The sequence below is a fragment of the Trinickia camelliae genome (assembly GCF_053525655.1).
The window spans coordinates 142,104-161,750 of record NZ_JBCHAA010000017.1 but is presented as its reverse complement, the minus strand read 5'-3'; the positions used below and the strand labels follow the sequence as shown (position 1 = coordinate 161,750).

Here is a 19,647-nt window from a genome sequence, read left to right as displayed (position 1 = left end):
AATGGAGAAAACGATGAGCCTTGGACTCGTAGGTCGCAAGGTTGGCATGACCCGTATCTTCACGGCTGAAGGGGATTCGATTCCCGTCACCGTGCTGGACGTGTCCGACAACCGCGTGACGCAGATCAAGACTGTTGAAACGGATGGTTATACCGCCGTTCAAGTTGCATTCGGTGAGCGTCGTGCTTCGCGCGTGACGAAGCCGCTGGCAGGTCATCTCGCCAAAGCCGGTGTTCAAGCCGGTGAAGTCCTCAAAGAATTCAAGATCGATGCCGCCAAGGCTGCCGAGCTTTCCGCTGGCGCCGTGATCGGTGTCGACCTCTTCGAAGTCGGCCAGAAAATCGACGTGCAAGGCGTGTCGATCGGTAAGGGTTACGCCGGTACCATCAAGCGCTACAACTTCGCGTCGGGCCGTGCTTCGCACGGTAACTCGCGTTCGCACAATGTGCCGGGCTCGATCGGTATGGCGCAGGATCCGGGTCGAGTGTTCCCGGGTAAGCGCATGACCGGTCACATGGGCGACGAGACGGTGACGGTGCAGAACCTCGAAATCGCTCGCATCGACGCTGAACGCAAGCTGCTGCTCGTCAAGGGTGCCGTTCCGGGTGCTAAGGGTGGCAAGGTTTTCGTGACGCCGGCTGTCAAGGCGCGTGCCGTGAAAGGAGCCAAATAATGGAACTTAAGCTCCTGAACGCAAACGGTCAGGAAGGTGCAGGTGTGACCGCGTCGGACGCAGTGTTCGGTCGCGACTACAACGAAGCGCTGATCCACCAGATCGTCGTGGCTTACCAAGCCAACGCACGCAGCGGCAACCGCGCGCAGAAGGACCGTGAGCAAGTCAAGCACACGACCAAGAAGCCGTGGCGCCAAAAGGGTACGGGCCGTGCTCGTGCCGGTATGTCGTCGAGCCCGTTGTGGCGCGGCGGTGGTCGCATCTTCCCGAACTCGCCGGAAGAAAATTTCTCGCACAAGGTCAACAAGAAGATGCATCGCGCAGGTCTCTGCTCGATCTTCTCGCAGCTGGCCCGCGAAGGCCGTCTGTCGGTCGTCGAGGACATCATCCTCGAAGCGCCGAAGACCAAGCTGCTGGCTGAAAAATTCAAGGCTATGGGTCTCGATTCCGTGCTGGTCATCACCGACACGGTCGACGAGAACCTCTACCTCGCGTCGCGCAACCTGGCCCACGTGGCGGTTGTCGAGCCGCGTTACGCCGACCCGCTCTCGCTGATCTACTTCAAGAAAGTCCTGATCACGAAGGCAGCGGTCGCCCAGATCGAGGAGTTGCTGTCATGAGCGAGATTCGCAAGAACGATCATCGTTTGATGCAGGTCCTGCTCGCGCCGGTGATCTCCGAAAAGGCGACGCTGGTGGCCGACAAGAACGAGCAAGTCGTGTTCGAAGTCGCGCCCGATGCCACGAAGCAGGAAGTGAAGGCTGCGGTCGAACTGTTGTTCAAGGTGGAAGTCGATTCCGTCAACGTCCTGAACGTGAAAGGCAAGGTCAAGCGTAACCGCTTTGGCGTTGGCCGCCGCAAGGACGTGAAGAAGGCGTACGTCTGCCTGAAGCCCGGCCAGGAAATCAACTTTGAAGCGGAGGCCAAGTAATCATGGCAATCGTGAAAGTTAAGCCGACTTCGCCGGGTCGCCGCGCGATGGTGAAGGTGGTCAACAAGGATCTGCATAAGGGCAAGCCGTTCGCACAGCTGCTCGAGCCGCAGAGCAAGGCCGCCGGCCGCAACAACAACGGTCACGTGACGACGCGCCATCAAGGCGGCGGTCACAAGCAGCACTACCGCGTTATCGACTTCCGTCGCACGAAGGATGGCATTCCGGCCAAGGTCGAGCGTCTCGAATACGACCCGAACCGTAGCGCGAACATCGCGCTCGTGCTGTACGCCGACGGCGAGCGCCGCTACATCATCGCGCCGAAGGGCTTGGTGGTGGGCCAACAGCTGCTGTCCGGTTCGGAAGCGCCGATCAAGGCAGGCAACACGCTGCCGATCCGCAACATTCCGGTCGGTACGACGATCCACTGCATCGAGATGCTGCCGGGCAAGGGCGCGCAAATGGCGCGTTCGGCTGGTACGTCGGCCATGCTGCTGGCTCGCGAAGGCGTCTACGCGCAGGTCCGTCTGCGTTCGGGCGAAATTCGCCGCGTGCACGTCGAGTGCCGCGCGACGATCGGTGAAGTGGGCAACGAAGAGCACAGCCTCCGTCAAATCGGTAAGGCAGGCGCGAACCGCTGGCGCGGTATCCGTCCGACGGTGCGTGGCGTTGCAATGAACCCGGTCGATCACCCGCACGGCGGTGGTGAAGGCAAGACGGCGGCAGGTCGCGATCCGGTAAGCCCATGGGGCACGCCGACGAAGGGCTATCGCACCCGCAGCAACAAGCGCACGACGACGATGATCGTCCAGCGCCGTCACAAGCGTTAAGGAGTAGGCAATGGCACGTTCAATCAAAAAAGGTCCGTTCTGCGACGCCCATTTGCTGAAGAAAGTTGAGGCGGCTGCAGCTTCGCGCGACAAGAAGCCAATTAAGACTTGGTCGCGTCGCTCGACGATCCTTCCGGATTTCATCGGCCTGACGATCGCCGTTCACAACGGCCGTCAACACGTTCCGGTGTACATCTCGGAAAACATGGTCGGCCACAAGCTTGGCGAGTTCGCACTGACCCGGACGTTCAAGGGTCACGCGGCCGACAAGAAGGCCAAGAAATAAGGGGCAATCAAGATGGAAGTGAAAGCAATTCATCGCGGTGCCCGCATCTCGGCGCAGAAAACGCGCCTTGTGGCTGACCAGATCCGCGGTCTGCCGGTCGACAAGGCGCTGAACGTTCTGACGTTCTCGCCGAAGAAAGCGGCTGGCATCGTGAAAAAGGTTGTGCTGTCGGCAATCGCGAATGCGGAGCACAACGAAGGCGCCGATATCGACGAGCTCAAGATCAAGAGCATCTACGTCGACAAGGCTGCATCGCTCAAGCGTTTCACCGCGCGCGCCAAAGGCCGCGGCAACCGCATTGAGAAGCAATCCTGTCACATCACTGTGACGGTCGGGAATTAAGGGGTCATACGATGGGACAGAAAATTCATCCGACTGGCTTCCGTTTGGCCGTCAGCCGCAATTGGGCGTCGCGTTGGTATGCGAACAACAACAATTTCGCGGCGATGTTGCAGGAAGACATCGGTGTTCGTGAATACCTGAAGAAGAAGCTGAAGAACGCTTCGGTCGGCCGCGTCGTCATCGAGCGTCCGGCGAAGAACGCTCGCATCACGATTTTCAGCTCGCGTCCGGGTGTCGTTATCGGCAAGAAGGGCGAGGACATCGAACTGCTGAAGTCCGAGCTGCAAAAGCGCATGGGCGTTCCGGTTCACGTGAACATCGAAGAAATCCGCAAGCCGGAAACCGATGCTCAGCTGATCGCCGATTCGATCACGCAACAGCTCGAGCGCCGGATCATGTTCCGCCGCGCGATGAAGCGTGCGATGCAAAACGCGATGCGTCTTGGCGCCCAAGGCATCAAGATCATGAGCGCCGGCCGTCTGAACGGCATCGAAATCGCTCGTACCGAGTGGTATCGCGAAGGCCGCGTGCCGCTGCACACGCTGCGTGCGGACATCGACTACGCAACCTCGGAAGCGAAGACGACGTACGGCATCATCGGTGTGAAGGTGTGGGTCTACAAGGGCGATACCCTGGGCCGCAACGACGCGCCGGTGGTGGAAGAAGTCGCTGAAGAAAAGCGTCCGCGCCGCAACGCACGTCCGGGTGGCGATCGCCGTCCGCGTCGTGATGGCGAAGGTGCGCCGGCAGGTGCTCGCCGCGGTGGTCCGCGTCGTAGCGGTGGTGCTGGCGGCGCCGGCGGCGACGGCAAGACTGGAGAATAACGATGCTGCAACCGAAACGCAGGAAGTATCGCAAAGAGCAGAAGGGTCGTAACACCGGTATCGCGACGCGCGGCAACGCCGTGTCGTTCGGTGAGTTCGGCCTGAAGGCTATCGGTCGTGGCCGTCTGACCGCGCGTCAAATTGAAGCGGCGCGTCGTGCAATGACGCGTCACATCAAGCGCGGTGGCCGCATCTGGATTCGCATTTTCCCGGACAAGCCGATCTCGCAAAAGCCGGCTGAAGTACGTATGGGTAACGGTAAGGGTAACCCTGAGTACTACGTCGCCGAGATTCAACCGGGCAAGATGCTGTACGAAATGGACGGCGTAACCGAAGAACTGGCGCGTGAGGCGTTCCGTCTGGCTGCAGCAAAGCTGCCGCTGAAGACGACGTTTATCGTGCGTCAGCTCGGCGCCTAAGGAGCAAATGATGAAGGCTTCTGAACTTCACCAGAAAGACAAGGCCGCGCTCGACAAAGAGCTGTCGGACCTCTTGAAGGCGCAATTCGGCCTGCGCATGCAACTCGCGACTCAGCAGCTCACGAACACGAGCCAGCTGAAGAAGGTTCGTCGCGACATCGCACGTGTGCGGACCGTCCTGACTGAGAAGGCGAACCAGAAATGAACGATAGCGTAAAAACCTCGCTCAAGCGGACGCTGGTCGGCAAGGTCGTCAGCAACAAGATGGACAAGACTGTCACCGTGCTGGTCGAGCACCGCGTGAAGCACCCGATCTACGGGAAGTACGTCGTGCGTTCGAAGAAGTACCACGCACATGACGATGCGAACACGTACAACGAGGGCGACCTCGTTGAAATCCAGGAAACTCGTCCGATCTCGAAGACGAAAGCCTGGACCGTGTCCCGCTTGGTCGAAGCCGCTCGCGTCATCTAAGGCTGCGGCAGCTTGAGTAGTAGAAGTAATTGAAATCGCAGTAGATTTCGCTTGCAAGACCGAGATTATTTGTTATAATCTCGGTCTTCCCTCTTTATGGGAGCCCCGTCGCGGGCGAAGTTGGTGGGGGAAGCGGATGGGCGCCATGCCTCTCCGAAGGATTCACCTGATTGCGATGGCGGGTTTCGTTTGCCGTCGCTGCTGTTCTGACCCAAGCAGCTGAGCAATGCAGTACGGCTGACGGGACCAAGACTGACCGGATGCGCCATGGTGGTGCAATCGGATTAAGTTGGGAAAGATAAACCATGATCCAGACCGAAACTCGGCTTGAAGTGGCCGACAACACGGGTGCACGTGAAGTCATGTGCATCAAGGTGCTCGGCGGCTCGAAGCGTCGTTACGCCAACATCGGCGACATCATCAAGGTGAGCGTCAAAGAGGCAACGCCGCGCGGGCGCGTGAAGAAAGGCGAAATCTACAACGCCGTGGTGGTTCGCACCGCTAAGGGCGTGCGCCGTCAAGACGGCTCGCTGATCAAGTTCGATGGCAACGCCGCCGTGCTTTTGAATACCAAGCTTGAGCCCATCGGCACCCGTATTTTCGGGCCGGTCACGCGTGAGCTGCGTAGCGAACGATTCATGAAGATCGTTTCGCTGGCGCCGGAAGTGCTGTAAGGAGCCGCGATGAACAAGATTCGCAAGGGTGACGAAGTTATCGTCATTACCGGCAAGGACAAGGGGCAAGCGCGGTGTCGTGCTGGCTGTTGGCGAAGATCGTGTGACGGTCGAGGGCATCAACCTCGTCAAAAAGCACGTGAAGCCGAACCCGATGAAGGGTACGACGGGCGGCGTGGAAGCCAAGACGATGCCGCTGCATATTTCGAACGTGGCTCTGGTCGACGCGAACGGCAAGGCCTCGCGTGTGGGCATTAAGGTCGAGGGCGACAAGAAAGTTCGCTTCCTGAAAACGACCGGTGCCGAGCTGAGCGCCTGACGCTGCGGAGTAAAAAATGGCTCGTTTGCAAGAATTTTACAAAGAGAAGGTTGTACCCGGCCTCATCGAGAAGTTCGGTTACAAGTCCGTGATGGAAGTGCCGCGTATCACCAAGATCACCCTGAACATGGGTGTCGGTGAGGCGATCGCCGATAAAAAGGTGCTCGAAAACGCCGTTGGCGATCTGACGAAGATCGCCGGGCAGAAGCCGGTCATCACGAAGTCGCGCAAGGCAATTGCCGGCTTCAAGATCCGTCAAGGTTATCCGATCGGTGCGATGGTCACGCTGCGTGGCCAGGCAATGTTCGAATTTCTCGATCGTTTCGTGACGGTTGCGCTGCCCCGCGTGCGCGACTTCCGCGGCGTGTCGGGTCGTGCGTTCGACGGTCGTGGCAACTACAACATCGGTGTGAAAGAGCAGATCATTTTCCCCGAAATCGATTACGACAAGATCGACGCGCTGCGTGGGCTGAACATCAGCATCACGACGACCGCGAAGACCGACGACGAAGCAAAGGCTCTGCTCGCCAGCTTCAAGTTCCCGTTCAGAAACTGAGGTTACCGTGGCTAAACTGGCACTGATCGAACGTGAAAAGAAGCGCGCCCGCCTTGCGGCGAAGTTCGCACCGAAGCGCACGGCGCTGAAGGCGATCATCGACGACCAAAGCAAGTCGGAAGAAGAGCGCTATGCAGCTCGTCTGGAATTGCAACAACTGCCGCGTAACTCGAATCCGACTCGCAAGCGTAACCGCTGCGCGATCACGGGCCGTCCGCGTGGCACGTTCCGCAAATTCGGCCTGGCGCGTAACAAGATTCGTGAAATCGCATTCCGCGGCGAGATCCCTGGCCTGACCAAGGCGAGCTGGTAATAGGAGAAACATAAATGAGCATGAGTGATCCTATCGCCGATATGCTGACTCGCATCCGCAATGCGCAGATGGTCGAGAAGGTTTCGGTGACGATGCCCTCGTCGAAAGTCAAGGTTGCGATCGCGCAGGTTTTGAAGGACGAAGGCTATATCGATGATTTCGCGGTGAAGGCTGAAGGCGCGAAGTCGGAATTGAACATTGCGTTGAAGTACTACGCTGGCCGTCCGGTTATCGAGCGCCTCGAGCGCGTCTCGAAGCCTGGTCTGCGCGTGTACCGCGGCCGTAACGACATCCCGCAGGTCATGAATGGCCTCGGCGTTGCGATCGTTTCGACGCCCAAGGGTGTGATGACCGATCGCAAGGCGCGCGCTACTGGCGTGGGCGGCGAAGTCATCTGCTACGTCGCTTAAGCCGAAGGGGAGAGAAACATGTCTCGAGTAGGTAAAAGCCCGATCGCGCTGGAAGGCGCCGAGGTGACCCTGAGCGACGCCCTCATCACGGTGAAGGGCAAGCTGGGCACGATCTCGCAAGCTACGAACAAGCTGGTGAAAGTGGTGAACGACAACGGCACGCTGAAGTTCGAGCCGGTTGGAGAGAGCCGCGAAGCCAACGCGATGTCGGGCACGATGCGCGCAATCGTTGCGAACATGGTGAACGGCGTCAACAAGGGTTTCGAGCGCAAGCTGACGCTGGTTGGCGTTGGTTATCGTGCGCAAGCGCAAGGCGACAAGCTGAACCTGTCGCTGGGTTTCTCGCACCCGGTGGTGCACCAAATGCCGGAAGGCGTGAAGGCTGAGACCCCGTCGCAAACGGAAATCGTGATCAAGGGGATCGACAAGCAGAAAGTCGGCCAAGTCGCAGCCGAAGTGCGCGGCTATCGTCCGCCTGAGCCCTACAAGGGCAAGGGTGTGCGCTACGCCGACGAGGTTGTGATCCTCAAAGAAACGAAGAAGAAGTAAGGGTGCGCAATCATGGATAAGACTCAATCTCGCCTGCGCCGCGCTCGTCAGACGCGTATCAAGATCGCTGAATTGCAAGTCGCGCGCCTGGCTGTGCACCGCACGAACACGCATATCTATGCACAAGTGTTCTCGCCGTGCGGCACCAAGGTGCTCGCCAGCGCATCGACGCTCGAAGCCGAAGTGCGTGCGGAACTCGCCGACAAGTCGGGCAAGGGTGGCAACATCGCTGCTGCGACCCTGATCGGCAAGCGTATCGCAGAAAAGGCCAAGGCCGCCGGTGTCGAATCCGTCGCCTTCGACCGCTCGGGTTTCCGCTACCACGGCCGCGTGAAAGCGCTGGCTGATGCTGCGCGCGAAGCCGGGCTCAAGTTCTAAGGGAAGAATTCGTCATGGCAAAGATGCAAGCGAAAGTTCAGGCTGACGAACGCGACGACGGCCTTCGCGAAAAAATGATTTCGGTCAACCGCGTGACCAAGGTGGTGAAGGGTGGCCGTATTCTCGGCTTCGCCGCACTGACCGTGGTTGGCGACGGTGATGGCCGCGTCGGTATGGGCAAGGGCAAGGCGAAGGAAGTGCCGGTCGCTGTCCAGAAGGCGATGGAACAAGCCCGCCGCAACATGTTCAAGGTGCCGCTCAAGAACGGCACGTTGCAGCACGAAGTGCACGGCAAGCACGGCGCATCGACGGTTCTCCTCGCTCCGGCGAAGGACGGTACCGGCGTGATCGCTGGCGGCCCGATGCGCGCAGTGTTCGACGTGATGGGCGTGCAGAACGTTGTGGCGAAGAGCCACGGTTCGACGAACCCGTACAACCTCGTCCGTGCAACGCTCGACGGCCTGCGCAAGCAGTCCACTCCGGGGGACATCGCGGCGAAGCGCGGCAAGTCCGTCGAAGATATTTTGGGCTAAGCCTAGGTGGTCACCATGTCTGAAAAAACTGTCAAAGTTCAGCTCGTCAAGAGCCTGATTGGGACCCGCGAATCGCATCGCGCAACGGTGCGTGGCCTGGGCCTGCGCCGACTCAACTCGGTCAGCGAACTGCAAGATACGCCGGCTGTGCGCGGCATGATCAACAAGGTTTCGTACCTTGTTAAGGTCATCGGCTAAGCGCTTCAGGCAATCAAGGAGTTGATAATGGAATTGAATAACCTGAAGCCGGCAGAAGGCTCGAAGCACGCGAAGCGTCGCGTGGGTCGCGGCATCGGCTCCGGCCTCGGCAAGACTGCTGGCCGCGGTCACAAGGGTCAGAAATCGCGTTCGGGCGGCTTCCACAAGGTTGGCTTCGAAGGCGGTCAGATGCCGCTGCAACGTCGTCTGCCGAAGCGTGGCTTCACGTCGCTCACGAAGGAATTCGTCGGTGAAGTGAATCTGGCTGATCTGCAAAAGCTGCCGGTCGACGAAATCGATCTGTTGGCTTTGAAGCAAGCGGGTCTGGTCGGCGAGCTGATCAAGAGCGCAAAGATCATCAAGACGGGCGAGATCACTCGCAAGATCGTCGTGAAGGGTCTGGGTGCGACGAAGGGCGCGCGCGCTGCGATCGAAGCAGCAGGCGGCTCGTTCGCCGAGTAATTGGCGCAGTCGAAAGCCGATTGCCGTCAATAGCATTTGCATCGGAGAAGGTACTTGGCTAACAGTCCGAGTCTCGCAAAACCCGGTCGAAGCACTGCGAAGTTTGGCGATCTGCGTCGGCGTGCAGTGTTCCTGCTGCTGGCGCTGGTCGTCTACCGCATCGGCGCGCATATTCCGGTGCCGGGCATCGACCCGGATCAGCTGGCAAAGCTGTTCCAAAGCCAGTCCGGCGGTATCCTTGGCATGTTCAACATGTTCTCGGGTGGCGCGCTTTCGCGATTCACGATTTTCGCGTTGGGGATCATGCCGTACATCTCCTCGTCGATCATCATGCAGTTGCTGGCGATCGTGTCGCCGCAGCTCGAAGCGCTAAAGAAAGAAGGTCAGGCGGGTCAGCGAAAGATTACGCAGTACACACGGGTTTTCACCGTAGTGCTGGCAACGTTCCAAGCTTTCGGTATTGCCGTTGCGCTTGAGAATCAGCCGGGCCTGGTGATCGATCCGGGAATGGTGTTTCGTTTGACGACGGTCGTGACGCTCGTGACCGGTACGATGTTCCTGATGTGGCTCGGTGAGCAAATCACGGAACGCGGCCTGGGCAACGGTATCTCGATCATCATCTTCGGTGGGATTGCGGCGGGCTTCCCGAATGCAATCGGCGGGCTGTTCGAGCTGGTGCGAACCGGTTCGATGGGGCCGGTCTCGGCGATCATCATCGTCGCACTGATTGCGGGCGTGACGTATCTGGTGGTGTTCATCGAACGCGGCCAGCGCAAGATCCTCGTGAACTATGCGAAGCGTCAGGTTGGCAACAAGATTTACGGCGGTCAGTCGTCGCATTTGCCGCTGAAGTTGAACATGTCGGGCGTGATTCCGCCGATCTTTGCATCGTCGATCATCTTGTTCCCGGCAACCATTCTGAACTGGTTCAGTTCGGGGTCGCGTAACAGCTGGTTCGCGGACACGCTGCACAACGTGGCCGAAGCTTTGAAGCCTGGCCAGCCTGTGTACGTGTTGCTGTATGCGTTGGCGATCGTGTTCTTCTGCTTCTTCTACACCGCACTGGTGTTCAACAGCAGGGAAACGGCCGACAACCTGAAGAAGAGTGGTGCGTTTGTTCCGGGTATCCGCCCAGGTGACCAGACCGCACGCTATATCGACCGCATCCTCACGCGTCTGACGCTGGCCGGTGCGATCTATATCGTGTTCGTCTGCTTGCTGCCAGAGTTTCTGGTGCTGCGCTGGAACGTGCCGTTTTATTTTGGTGGAACGTCGCTGCTGATTATTGTCGTCGTCACGATGGACTTCATGGCGCAGGTGCAGTCGTACGTTATGTCGCAACAGTATGAGTCGCTGCTCAAGAAAGCCAATTTCAAGGGCGGCAACATCCCGATGCGTTGAAAGGACTTATGGCCAAAGACGATGTAATCCAGATGCAGGGCGAGGTCATCGAAAACTTGCCCAATGCTACCTTCCGCGTGAAGCTGGAGAACGGCCATGTCGTGTTGGGGCATATTTCCGGAAAGATGCGGATGCACTACATCCGGATCCTGCCCGGCGACAAGGTGACGGTTGAATTGACGCCTTACGATCTGTCGCGTGCGCGGATCGTGTTCCGGGCGAAGTGACTTGAAAAAAGGGTAATATCATGAAAGTGATGGCATCGGTTAAGCGCATTTGTCGCAATTGCAAGATCATCAAGCGCAAAGGCGTTGTGCGCGTGATTTGCAGCTCTGATCCGCGCCACAAACAGCGTCAAGGCTGAACGCCGCGCTTTTGCTTGCGCTTTTTGTTTGAGGAAAAACAATGGCTCGTATTGCAGGGGTTAACATCCCGAACCACCAGCATACCGAAATTGGCCTGACGGCGATCTTCGGTATCGGCCGCACGCGCTCGCGCGATATTTGCGAAGCGGCTGGTGTGGCATTCTCGAAGAAGGTCAAGGATTTGACCGACGCAGATCTCGAAAAGCTGCGTGAGGAAGTCGGCAAGTTTGTCGTCGAAGGCGATCTGCGCCGTGAAGTGACGATGAACATCAAGCGCCTGATGGACCTCGGCTGCTACCGTGGCGTGCGCCATCGTAAGGGCCTGCCCCTGCGTGGCCAGCGTACCCGGACGAATGCCCGCACGCGCAAGGGTCCGCGCCGCGCAGCGCAATCGCTGAAGAAGTAAGCGGGACTGACAGTTACAGGAAAACGTAATGGCTAAGGCTTCGAACAACTCCGCGGCGCAACGCGTTCGCAAGAAGGTCAAGAAGAACGTCGCCGAGGGCGTGGTTCACGTTCACGCGTCGTTCAACAACACCATCATCACGATCACCGATCGTCAAGGCAACGCGCTTGCCTGGGCGACGTCGGGTGGCCAAGGCTTCAAGGGCTCGCGTAAGTCGACGCCGTTTGCAGCTCAGGTCGCAGCCGAATCGGCTGGCCGCGTGGCGATGGAATACGGCGTGAAGAACCTCGAAGTGCGGATCAAGGGCCCCGGCCCGGGCCGTGAATCGGCGGTGCGCGCATTGCATGGTCTTGGCATCAAGATCACCGCGATCTCCGACGTGACGCCTGTTCCGCACAACGGCTGCCGTCCGCCGAAGCGTCGTCGTATCTAAGACGCGCATTTGCAAATTGCCTGTTGTCGCCGATTGAGAAATATCGGCGCCGATGGGCCGTTTGCGCATTGATTGACTAAGCCCACCGTTCGGCCCAAAGGGTACGAACTAGCGCGGACGAAAGTTTGCGTGAATAAACATAGAAGGAATGCAACGTGGCACGCTATACCGGCCCGAAGGCCAAGCTGTCCCGCCGTGAAGGCACTGATCTCTTCCTGAAGAGCGCACGTCGCTCGCTCGCTGACAAGTGCAAACTTGACAGCAAGCCTGGTCAACACGGCCGCACGTCGGGCGCTCGTACGTCCGACTACGGCACGCAGTTGCGCGAAAAGCAAAAAGTGAAGCGCATCTACGGCGTGCTCGAGCGCCAGTTCCGCCGCTACTTTGCCGAAGCCGATCGCCGCAAGGGCAACACGGGTGAAAACCTGCTGCAATTGCTCGAATCGCGTCTCGACAACGTCGTCTATCGCATGGGCTTTGGCTCGACGCGCGCTGAAGCACGTCAGCTCGTGAGCCACAAGTCGATCGTCGTGAACGGCCAAGTCGCGAACATCCCGTCTCTGCAAGTGAAGGCGGGTGACGTGGTGTCCGTGCGCGAACAATCGAAGAAGCAAGCGCGTATTCTCGAAGCACTGTCGCTGGCCGAGCAAGGCGGTATGCCGAGCTGGGTTGCCGTCGACTCGAAGAAGTTCGAAGGCACGTTCAAGCAGATGCCGGATCGCGCAGACATCGGTGGCGATATCAACGAAAGCCTGATCGTCGAATTGTATTCGCGCTAATCGGATTAACGGCCGGGGTAACCTGATTGCGTTGCGCAAGGGGTTGCCTCGGCTGTTTATTTTCAGGTTGTTACCGGTCAGCCTTATCGGTGTAACGAGCCGAGGGTATTGAAGAGGAAAACCTATGCAAACCAGTTTGTTGAAGCCCAAGATCATCGCTGTGGAATCGCTGGGCGAGAGCCACGCGAAAGTGGTCATGGAACCGTTCGAACGCGGTTATGGCCATACCTTGGGTAACGCGCTTCGGCGCGTGCTGCTGTCGTCGATGTTGGGTTATGCGCCCACCGAAGTGACGATCGCAGGCGTCGTGCATGAGTACTCGACGCTCGATGGGGTGCAAGAGGACGTAGTCAACCTGCTGTTGAACCTGAAAGGCGTGGTGTTCAAGCTGCATAACCGTGACGAAGTGACGGTTACGCTGCGCAAGGAAGGCGAAGGCGTCGTCACCGCTGGCGACATCGAGCTCGCACACGACTGTGAAGTCATCAACCCGGATCACGTGATCGCGCATCTGTCGAAGGGCGGCAAGCTCGACGTGCAGATCAAGGTCGAGAAGGGCCGCGGCTATGTGCCGGGCAACGTGCGCCGCTACGGCGAAGAAACGGCCAAGATCATCGGCCGTATCGTCCTGGATGCGTCGTTCTCGCCGGTTCGCCGTGTGAGCTACGCCGTGGAAAGCGCGCGTGTCGAACAGCGTACTGACCTCGACAAGCTCGTGATGAACATCGAAACCAACGGTGTGATCTCGCCGGAAGAAGCGATCCGTCAATCGGCGCGCATTCTGGTCGATCAACTGTCGGTGTTCGCTGCGCTGGAAGGCACCGAAGCTACGGCGGAAGCGCCGTCGCGTGCGCCGCAGATCGATCCGATCCTGCTGCGTCCGGTGGACGATCTCGAGCTGACGGTTCGTTCCGCGAACTGCCTGAAGGCCGAAAACATCTACTACATCGGCGATCTGATCCAGCGTACGGAAAACGAGCTGCTGAAGACTCCGAACCTCGGTCGCAAGTCGTTGAACGAGATCAAGGAAGTGCTCGCTTCGCGTGGCCTCACGCTCGGCATGAAGCTCGAAAACTGGCCGCCGGCTGGTTTGGACAAGTAATCGGGCTTGTGCCCGCGACTGGCGATGACGCGGATTTTCCTTTAAAATCCGCGTCTTGCCTTTTTCTCTACCGGCCCGTGCGCTTTGCCGCTCTCAGCATGAGGGGCAAAGGCGATAGAAGAGCTGGATTAAAACTTTGAATCAAGGAAATTGAAATGCGTCACCGTCATGGTCTGCGGAAACTGAACCGCACGAGCAGCCACCGTCTGGCAATGCTCCGTAACATGTCCAATTCGCTGATCGAGCACGAAGTCATCAAGACCACGCTGCCGAAGGCGAAGGAACTCCGTAAAGTCGTCGAGCCGCTGATCACGCTCGGCAAGAAGCCGTCGCTGGCAAACCGCCGTCTGGCGTTCAACCGCCTGCGCGATCGTGACTCGGTCACGAAGCTGTTCGACGTGCTCGGTCCGCGCTTTGCGAACCGTCCGGGCGGCTACCTGCGTATCCTGAAGTTCGGTTTCCGTGTTGGCGACAACGCGCCGATGGCACTGGTCGAGCTGCTCGACCGTCCGGAACCGGTGGAAGCGGAAAACGTCCAAGAAGCTGAATAAGTGTCTCGGCGTAGGTAAAAAAGGGTCAAGCGCAGGCTTGGCCCTTTTTGTATTGGGGCGGCGCGTGGCGTATGCGCACCTTCGAACGCCGGGTTGAATCCGATCAAAGCGGCGTTGCGTATCGGGGTGTAGGATACGCGTGCCCGAGGGGCCGCTCTCGCAGGAGATTCCGTGACCCAGAATGTGATCCTGATACTGACGACACTGCCCGACGCAGCGGCGGCGCAGAAACTCGCCGATGGCGCGTTGAGCGCGCGCTTGGCCGCTTGCGTCACCGAATTGGGGACGGTGCGTTCCCGCTATCACTGGCAAGGCAAAATCGAATCCGCCGAAGAGATCCAAATGCTCTTCAAGACGAGTGTCGCGCGCTCGCTCGAGCTCGAACAATTCATCGAGGCGAACCATCCGTACGAGACCCCTGAAATCCTGTCCTGGCAGGCCACTGCATCGGCGGCTTATGGGCGATGGGTCACAGCCGAAACACAACGTCCTATCCATGTCTAACGTTTTTCGCGGACGCGCACATGCCGTTGCGCGCTTCTTGGTTTTACTCGTCGCTTGCCTGTGTGCATTCGTTGGAGCGGCGCCGGCCGCGCGAGCGGCGGATGATTTTCTCGATCCGTCGATCGCGTTCAAATTCAGCGCCAGCGAGCAGCCGGGCGAGGTGCTCGTCCACTTCAAAATCGCCGACGGCTACTACATGTACCGTGAGCGATTTGCATTCGCCGTAAAAAGCGGCACGGCGACGCTTGGTGATCCGCAGTTGCCCGCAGGGCACGTGAAATTCGACACGACCTTCAACAAGAACGTCGAAACCTACCGAAACGACCTGACGATCCGCGTTCCGGTCAAGCAGGCCGCCGGCCCGTTCGAATTGGCTGTGACGTCGCAAGGTTGCGCGGACGCGGGTATTTGTTATCCGCCGGCCGAGCACGCGTTTCGCGTCGATGGCGCGGCGCTGCATGCCGCTGCTGAGGGCGCGGCGCCGGCGACAACGACCACGACGGCCGTAACGGATCAAACCCCGTGGTACGAACGCGCGACGAGCGCCGATTACGCGCAGTCGCTGCTGGAGGGGGGCGGTTTTCTTGCGATCGTTGGGCTGTACTTCGTCGCCGGGATCGTGCTGAGCTTACTGCCGTGCTCGTACCCGATGATTCCGATCCTCTCGGCGATCATCATTGGCGAAGGCGCCAAGGTCACGCGGGCTCGTGGATTTGCATTGTCGCTCTCCTACGTGATCGGCATGGCGCTCGTCTATACCGCGCTCGGGATTGCTGCCGCACTCCTTGGGCAAAGCCTCGGAGCATGGCTACAGAATCCGTGGGTGCTCGGGGTGTTTGCGGTGCTGCTGTCGGTGTTTGCACTTTCATTGATCGCAGGCTTCGACATCGCGTTGCCGCAGCGCTGGCAAGATGGCGTGTCGCGCGCGACGGGGCGGCGCTCCGGTGGCAAGTTCGCCGCTGTGGCCGTGATGGGCGCGTTGTCGGCGCTGGTTGTCGGCGCGTGCATGACGGCGCCGCTCTTCGCCGTGCTCGCGTTCATCGCGCATACCGGCAATGCGGTGCTCGGTGGCGCCGCGCTGTTTTCGATGGGTATAGGCCTCGGCGTTCCGCTCCTGATTATCGGACTGGGCGCGGGTACGTTCTTGCCTAAGGCCGGGGCCTGGATGGACGGCGTCAAAGTTTTCTTTGGCGTTGTGCTGCTCGCGGCGGCCTTGTGGATCGTTTGGCCGGTGCTCGGCGCGTCGGCCCAAATGCTGCTTGGCGCGCTATGGCTGCTGATTTCCGCGGCGGCACTTGGCCTATTCACGCCGAACGCGGGTGGACCGTCTGTCTGGCGCCGTCTGGGGCGCGGAATAGGCGCCGCATTGGCGATTTGGGGGGCGGTACTGCTCGTGGGATTGGCCGCGGGCTCGACTGATCCGCTTCGGCCGCTTGCCGTGCTCGCGTCGCATTCCGCTGCGGATCCGGCGGTGGCCGCGCAGCAGGTTGAGCCGGCTTTCGCACCCGTACGCTCATCCGACGAACTCGATCATGTGCTGAAGACATCGGCGCGCCCGGCGATGCTCGATTTCTACGCCGACTGGTGCGTGAGCTGCAAGGAAATGGAGCGCTTTACATTCAGCGACCCGCGCGTGCATGCGCGGCTCCAGCAATTGAATCTCTTGCGTTCCGATGTGACGGCGAACAACACCGACGACCAGGCGCTGCTCAAGCGCTTTAAGCTCTTCGGTCCACCGGGAATCATCTTCTTCGATCAGAACGGCAACGAAACACTGCGCGTCGTCGGTTATGAATCGGCCGATGCGTTCTTGCGGACTCTGGATCGGGCCGCGGCTCCGCAGTCCTGAGCGTATCTCATCGTCGTTTGAATTCGGCGGCGGGGGCAAAGGGCGTTATGCGCGCTACGTCCGCAGTGGCAAGTGACCCGAAGGCAGGCACGGCCGTGAGCTCACCGCTCACTCCGTCCAAACGAAAAACGGCGGCACTCCGTGAGGAGCGCCGCCGTTTTTTCCTAACTATTCAGCCTAGCGAACTACTGTTGTGCGCGCAGCAGTCGGGCTGCGTCGAGCGCGAAATACGTCAGCACGCCGTCCGCACCTGCACGCTTGAACGCGAGCAGCGACTCCATCATCACCTTATCGTGATCGAGCCAGCCGTTCTGTGCGGCGGCTTTGAGCATCGCGTACTCACCGCTGACCTGATAGACGTACGTCGGGAAACGGAATTCGTCCTTCACGCGTCGTACGATGTCGAGGTACGGCATGCCCGGCTTGACCATCACCATGTCCGCGCCTTCCTCGATATCCAGGCGCACTTCGCGCAGGGCTTCGTCGGAATTGGCCGGGTCCATCTGATAGGTCATCTTGTTGCTCTTGCCGAGATTCGTCGCGGAACCGACTGCATCGCGGAACGGCCCATAGAACGCCGATGCGTACTTTGCAGCGTAAGCCATGATCTTCGTGTAGATGTGGCCTTCGCTTTCGAGCATTTCTCGAATGGCGCCGATACGGCCGTCCATCATGTCTGACGGCGCGACGATTTCGACGCCGGCCTCGGCCTGGGCGCGCGCCTGATCCACGAGAATTTCGACCGTTTCGTCATTGAGCACGTAGCCGGCTTCGTCGAGCACGCCGTCTTGGCCGTGGCTCGTGTAGGGGTCGAGCGCGACGTCGGTCAGCACACCCAGTTCCGGAAAGCGCTTCTTGAGCTCGCGGACGGCGCGCGGAATCAATCCTTCGGGATTGGCAGCTTCGCGGCCATCGGGCGTCTTGAGCGACGGCTCAATCGCCGGAAAGAGCGACAGCACCGGCACGCCGAGCTCGACGCATTGCTCGGCGACGCCCATCAGCAGGTCGACCGACACGCGCTCGACACCCGGCATCGACGGCACGGCTTGCCGTGCGTTCGTGCCCTCGGTGATGAACACCGGATAAATCAGATCGTTCGTAGTCAGCAGGTTTTCGCGCATCAGGCGGCGCGAAAAGTCGTCGCGGCGCATGCGGCGGGGGCGGTGATGCGGATAGAAGCTCATATGGAATGTCGTGAGTGGCGAGAAATACTGCGTCGGCCCTGGCGAAATTTTATTGAGACAATGGTATATGATAGCGATCGAGCGAGGCGCTTGGCGCCGAGCTCCCCGCTTCTCCTCCCTGAGCGGGTGCCTGTCGTTTTTCGATTAGGCTGTTAACCCGCCGTTTGTCGGCGGGTTTTTTTATGTGCGAAGGATGTGTCTCGCCGCTGCGTTGCGGCAGAAAGTTGCTCGCACAACATTCGGCCGGTCACTGCGCCTCGTCGTCGCCATTCTCTGCAGGCAAGAGCCAGCTTTCGATCAATTCATGCGCGTCTTCGAGACCGGTGCGCTTGAGCGCCGAAAAGAGTTGTGCGGTCAGCTCCCCCTCGTAGCCGGCGTCTTTATATTCCTTCAAGCCCTTCTGCGTCGCGCGCAGCGCGTTGATGCTCTCCTGTCGCGTCAATTTGTCGCACTTTGTCAGCAGCGTGTGGATCGGTTTGCCGGTTGGGGCGAACCACTCGATCATCCGGCGATCCAGATCGGTGAGCGGGCGGCGCGAATCCATCATCAGGATCATGCCGCGCAGCTGGGCGCGCGATTGCAGGTAGCTCGACAGCAGCGCCTCCCAGTGCGCCTTCGCGGCACCCGGCACTTCGGCGTAGCCGTAGCCCGGCAAGTCGACCAGATGGGCGACCGGCTCCTCGGCCGGGCCGACCGAGAAGTAATTGATATGTTGCGTGCGCCCAGGTGTCTTACTGGCGAACGCGAGGCGCTTTTGGTTGCAAAGCACGTTGATGGCCGTCGATTTGCCCGCGTTCGAGCGTCCCGCGAACGCAATCTCCGGCTGAGCCGTTGGGGGCAGATCGCGCAAGTGGTTAACAGTCGTGAAAAAGCGGGCTTGATGGAGCAGGAAGGCCATGGAGGGAACCAGAAAAGGAGACGCCGGATGGATGGGAACGAATGCGGGGCAAGCCCGACTGGCGTCTAGGCGATTAGCGAGTTATTGTACAATACGATGGTTTACTGAAGACCAGACGGGCGCTTGCGCGTCTCGAAACGCGTGGCCTCGCGGTAGATCGGTCGCCGTCGTATTTTGCAGAACCTCATAGGGGGAAATAGGCGGGCGCAGCTCGGCATTTCCTTGCTCCGTACGGAGTGGCATCGCTTGCGATGTCCTTGAGAGCACTCAATTCTCACAAGACGAAACCGGGTGTGCGAATGAATCGACTGTGCAAGTCTCTGATGGTGCTTCAAGTAACGGTAGCAGCAGGTTTGATGGGGTTGGCAGGGCAGTCCAGAGCGGCGGAAGCCGCCAAGCCGGATTTGAACCGGGGTCAGCAAATCGCCACGCAGGTCTGTGCCGCATGTCATGGCGCAGACGGCAATAGTGCCACTGGCGCATTCCCGAAGCTCGCGGGGCAGCATCAGGAATATCTCGTCAAGCAGCTCAAGGATTTCAAAGTGCAGGCGGGCGCGAAAGTCGCCGCGCGCAAGAATGACGTCATGGCGGGCTTTGCCGGCGCGTTATCCGATCAGGACATGATCAATGTCGCGGCCTATTTTGCCTCGCAGACGTCCAAACCCGGGTTCGCGCACGACAAGAACACTATTGCGCTGGGGCAGCAGATTTACCGCGGAGGCATCGCGGACAAGGGCGTGCCGGCGTGCGCAAGCTGCCATGGCCCGACCGGGCAGGGGATGCCGATCCAGTATCCGCGTCTGTCGTGGCAGTGGCAGGACTACACGGTCGCGCAGTTGACGGCGTTCCAGCAAGGTCCAGGCGCGCGCAACAACAACGAAGCGATGCATACGATTGCGTCCCGCTTGTCGGAGAACGAAATCAAAGCGGTCGCGGATTACATTGCGGGCCTGCATTAGCAGGCTCGTTCAAAATCAAGCCGGGTGAGAGAGCCCGGCAAGAAC

General features: G+C 59.6%; 32 protein-coding genes and 1 pseudogene. 31 read left to right on the top strand and 2 right to left on the bottom strand.

Going from position 1 to position 19,647, the window contains the following annotated elements; translation table 11 throughout:
- The first annotated feature begins 13 nt into the window (after positions 1-13).
- The 30 genes and pseudogenes from rplC (at position 14) to dsbD (ending at position 16,561) form a co-directional block, all read left to right on the top strand.
- Positions 14-673, top strand: a complete 660-nt coding sequence (gene rplC, locus AAHK20_RS26050; RefSeq protein WP_449184363.1) for a 50S ribosomal protein L3 — start codon at positions 14-16, stop codon at positions 671-673.
- Positions 673-1,293: a 50S ribosomal protein L4 gene (rplD, locus tag AAHK20_RS26045; RefSeq protein ID WP_136899562.1), complete on the top strand. Its 621-nt coding sequence runs from the start codon at positions 673-675 to the stop codon at positions 1,291-1,293. The genes rplC and rplD overlap by 1 nt, the downstream gene beginning before the upstream one ends.
- On the top strand, positions 1,290-1,604 hold the full coding sequence (gene rplW, locus AAHK20_RS26040; protein ID WP_449184362.1) for a 50S ribosomal protein L23: 315 nt from the start codon (positions 1,290-1,292) through the stop codon (positions 1,602-1,604). The genes rplD and rplW overlap by 4 nt, the downstream gene beginning before the upstream one ends.
- A 2-nt stretch (positions 1,605-1,606) precedes the next feature.
- Positions 1,607-2,434, top strand: coding sequence for a 50S ribosomal protein L2 (rplB, locus tag AAHK20_RS26035; protein ID WP_449184361.1), 828 nt, complete (start codon positions 1,607-1,609; stop codon positions 2,432-2,434).
- Between the two features lie 10 nt (positions 2,435-2,444).
- Entirely contained in the window at positions 2,445-2,720 is a 276-nt protein-coding gene (rpsS, locus tag AAHK20_RS26030) for a 30S ribosomal protein S19 (protein ID WP_137334062.1), read from the top strand.
- A gap of 12 nt (positions 2,721-2,732) precedes the next feature.
- Complete coding sequence (gene rplV, locus AAHK20_RS26025; protein WP_004199272.1) at positions 2,733-3,062, top strand: 50S ribosomal protein L22; 330 nt, start codon at positions 2,733-2,735, stop codon at positions 3,060-3,062.
- Positions 3,063-3,073: 11 nt separating this feature from the next.
- Positions 3,074-3,886 carry a 30S ribosomal protein S3 gene (gene rpsC / locus AAHK20_RS26020; RefSeq protein ID WP_137334061.1) on the top strand — a complete coding sequence of 271 codons (813 nt, stop codon included), beginning with the start codon at positions 3,074-3,076 and terminating at the stop codon, positions 3,884-3,886.
- A 2-nt stretch (positions 3,887-3,888) separates the two neighbouring features.
- Complete coding sequence (gene rplP, locus AAHK20_RS26015; RefSeq protein WP_121281878.1) at positions 3,889-4,305, top strand: 50S ribosomal protein L16; 417 nt, start codon at positions 3,889-3,891, stop codon at positions 4,303-4,305.
- Between the two features lie 10 nt (positions 4,306-4,315).
- Entirely contained in the window at positions 4,316-4,510 is a 195-nt protein-coding gene (gene rpmC / locus AAHK20_RS26010) for a 50S ribosomal protein L29 (RefSeq protein ID WP_054918554.1), read from the top strand.
- A complete protein-coding gene (gene rpsQ / locus AAHK20_RS26005; RefSeq protein ID WP_102611090.1) occupies positions 4,507-4,779 on the top strand; it encodes a 30S ribosomal protein S17 in 273 nt (90 codons plus the stop codon). Before rpmC ends, rpsQ begins: the two co-directional genes overlap by 4 nt.
- 305 nt (positions 4,780-5,084) lie before the next feature.
- Positions 5,085-5,453, top strand: coding sequence for a 50S ribosomal protein L14 (gene rplN / locus AAHK20_RS26000; RefSeq protein WP_012402188.1), 369 nt, complete (start codon positions 5,085-5,087; stop codon positions 5,451-5,453).
- A gap of 9 nt (positions 5,454-5,462) precedes the next feature.
- Positions 5,463-5,772: pseudogene (gene rplX, locus AAHK20_RS25995) on the top strand (50S ribosomal protein L24).
- A gap of 16 nt (positions 5,773-5,788) precedes the next feature.
- Positions 5,789-6,328 (top strand): 50S ribosomal protein L5, encoded by a 540-nt coding sequence (gene rplE / locus AAHK20_RS25990; protein ID WP_449184360.1) that lies wholly within the window; start codon positions 5,789-5,791, stop codon positions 6,326-6,328.
- Positions 6,329-6,335: 7 nt separating this feature from the next.
- Entirely contained in the window at positions 6,336-6,641 is a 306-nt protein-coding gene (rpsN, locus tag AAHK20_RS25985) for a 30S ribosomal protein S14 (protein WP_137334059.1), read from the top strand.
- Between the two features lie 14 nt (positions 6,642-6,655).
- On the top strand, positions 6,656-7,051 hold the full coding sequence (rpsH, locus tag AAHK20_RS25980) for a 30S ribosomal protein S8 (protein WP_007730595.1): 396 nt from the start codon (positions 6,656-6,658) through the stop codon (positions 7,049-7,051).
- Between the two features lie 18 nt (positions 7,052-7,069).
- Positions 7,070-7,600, top strand: a complete 531-nt coding sequence (gene rplF, locus AAHK20_RS25975; RefSeq protein WP_449184359.1) for a 50S ribosomal protein L6 — start codon at positions 7,070-7,072, stop codon at positions 7,598-7,600.
- A 12-nt stretch (positions 7,601-7,612) separates the two neighbouring features.
- Positions 7,613-7,978: a 50S ribosomal protein L18 gene (gene rplR / locus AAHK20_RS25970; RefSeq protein ID WP_137334056.1), complete on the top strand. Its 366-nt coding sequence runs from the start codon at positions 7,613-7,615 to the stop codon at positions 7,976-7,978.
- Between the two features lie 14 nt (positions 7,979-7,992).
- The gene (gene rpsE / locus AAHK20_RS25965; RefSeq protein ID WP_137334055.1) at positions 7,993-8,511 is read left to right on the top strand and encodes a 30S ribosomal protein S5; all 519 of its coding nucleotides are present in this window, start codon (positions 7,993-7,995) and stop codon (positions 8,509-8,511) included.
- Positions 8,512-8,526: 15 nt separating this feature from the next.
- The gene (gene rpmD, locus AAHK20_RS25960; RefSeq protein WP_004202755.1) at positions 8,527-8,709 is read left to right on the top strand and encodes a 50S ribosomal protein L30; all 183 of its coding nucleotides are present in this window, start codon (positions 8,527-8,529) and stop codon (positions 8,707-8,709) included.
- A gap of 27 nt (positions 8,710-8,736) precedes the next feature.
- Entirely contained in the window at positions 8,737-9,171 is a 435-nt protein-coding gene (gene rplO, locus AAHK20_RS25955) for a 50S ribosomal protein L15 (protein WP_449184358.1), read from the top strand.
- A 54-nt stretch (positions 9,172-9,225) separates the two neighbouring features.
- A complete protein-coding gene (secY, locus tag AAHK20_RS25950; protein WP_449184357.1) occupies positions 9,226-10,572 on the top strand; it encodes a preprotein translocase subunit SecY in 1,347 nt (448 codons plus the stop codon).
- Between the two features lie 8 nt (positions 10,573-10,580).
- On the top strand, positions 10,581-10,799 hold the full coding sequence (infA, locus tag AAHK20_RS25945; RefSeq protein ID WP_004521905.1) for a translation initiation factor IF-1: 219 nt from the start codon (positions 10,581-10,583) through the stop codon (positions 10,797-10,799).
- A 20-nt stretch (positions 10,800-10,819) separates the two neighbouring features.
- On the top strand, positions 10,820-10,936 hold the full coding sequence (gene rpmJ / locus AAHK20_RS25940; RefSeq protein WP_004199844.1) for a 50S ribosomal protein L36: 117 nt from the start codon (positions 10,820-10,822) through the stop codon (positions 10,934-10,936).
- A gap of 41 nt (positions 10,937-10,977) precedes the next feature.
- Positions 10,978-11,343: a 30S ribosomal protein S13 gene (rpsM, locus tag AAHK20_RS25935; RefSeq protein WP_137334052.1), complete on the top strand. Its 366-nt coding sequence runs from the start codon at positions 10,978-10,980 to the stop codon at positions 11,341-11,343.
- 28 nt (positions 11,344-11,371) lie between these two features.
- Positions 11,372-11,776 carry a 30S ribosomal protein S11 gene (gene rpsK, locus AAHK20_RS25930; RefSeq protein WP_006052224.1) on the top strand — a complete coding sequence of 135 codons (405 nt, stop codon included), beginning with the start codon at positions 11,372-11,374 and terminating at the stop codon, positions 11,774-11,776.
- A 155-nt stretch (positions 11,777-11,931) separates the two neighbouring features.
- A complete protein-coding gene (gene rpsD / locus AAHK20_RS25925) occupies positions 11,932-12,555 on the top strand; it encodes a 30S ribosomal protein S4 (protein WP_449184356.1) in 624 nt (207 codons plus the stop codon).
- 124 nt (positions 12,556-12,679) lie between these two features.
- The gene (locus tag AAHK20_RS25920; protein ID WP_137334050.1) at positions 12,680-13,657 is read left to right on the top strand and encodes a DNA-directed RNA polymerase subunit alpha; all 978 of its coding nucleotides are present in this window, start codon (positions 12,680-12,682) and stop codon (positions 13,655-13,657) included.
- Positions 13,658-13,812: 155 nt separating this feature from the next.
- Positions 13,813-14,208, top strand: coding sequence for a 50S ribosomal protein L17 (gene rplQ, locus AAHK20_RS25915; RefSeq protein WP_136899532.1), 396 nt, complete (start codon positions 13,813-13,815; stop codon positions 14,206-14,208).
- A gap of 171 nt (positions 14,209-14,379) precedes the next feature.
- Positions 14,380-14,712, top strand: coding sequence for a divalent-cation tolerance protein CutA (gene cutA / locus AAHK20_RS25910; RefSeq protein ID WP_449184355.1), 333 nt, complete (start codon positions 14,380-14,382; stop codon positions 14,710-14,712).
- On the top strand, positions 14,705-16,561 hold the full coding sequence (gene dsbD, locus AAHK20_RS25905) for a protein-disulfide reductase DsbD (protein ID WP_449184354.1): 1,857 nt from the start codon (positions 14,705-14,707) through the stop codon (positions 16,559-16,561). The genes cutA and dsbD overlap by 8 nt, the downstream gene beginning before the upstream one ends.
- A gap of 185 nt (positions 16,562-16,746) precedes the next feature.
- On the opposite strand, the gene hemB is transcribed toward dsbD, so the two are convergent.
- On the bottom strand, positions 16,747-17,745 hold the full coding sequence (hemB, locus tag AAHK20_RS25900; RefSeq protein ID WP_449184353.1) for a porphobilinogen synthase: 999 nt from the start codon (positions 17,743-17,745) through the stop codon (positions 16,747-16,749).
- Positions 17,746-17,992: 247 nt separating this feature from the next.
- Entirely contained in the window at positions 17,993-18,643 is a 651-nt protein-coding gene (gene yihA / locus AAHK20_RS25895) for a ribosome biogenesis GTP-binding protein YihA/YsxC (protein WP_449184352.1), read from the bottom strand.
- 299 nt (positions 18,644-18,942) lie between these two features.
- Here yihA and AAHK20_RS25890 point away from each other — a divergent pair, with 299 nt between their 5' ends.
- A complete protein-coding gene (locus AAHK20_RS25890; protein ID WP_449184376.1) occupies positions 18,943-19,602 on the top strand; it encodes a c-type cytochrome in 660 nt (219 codons plus the stop codon).
- Positions 19,603-19,647: the final 45 nt, after the last annotated feature.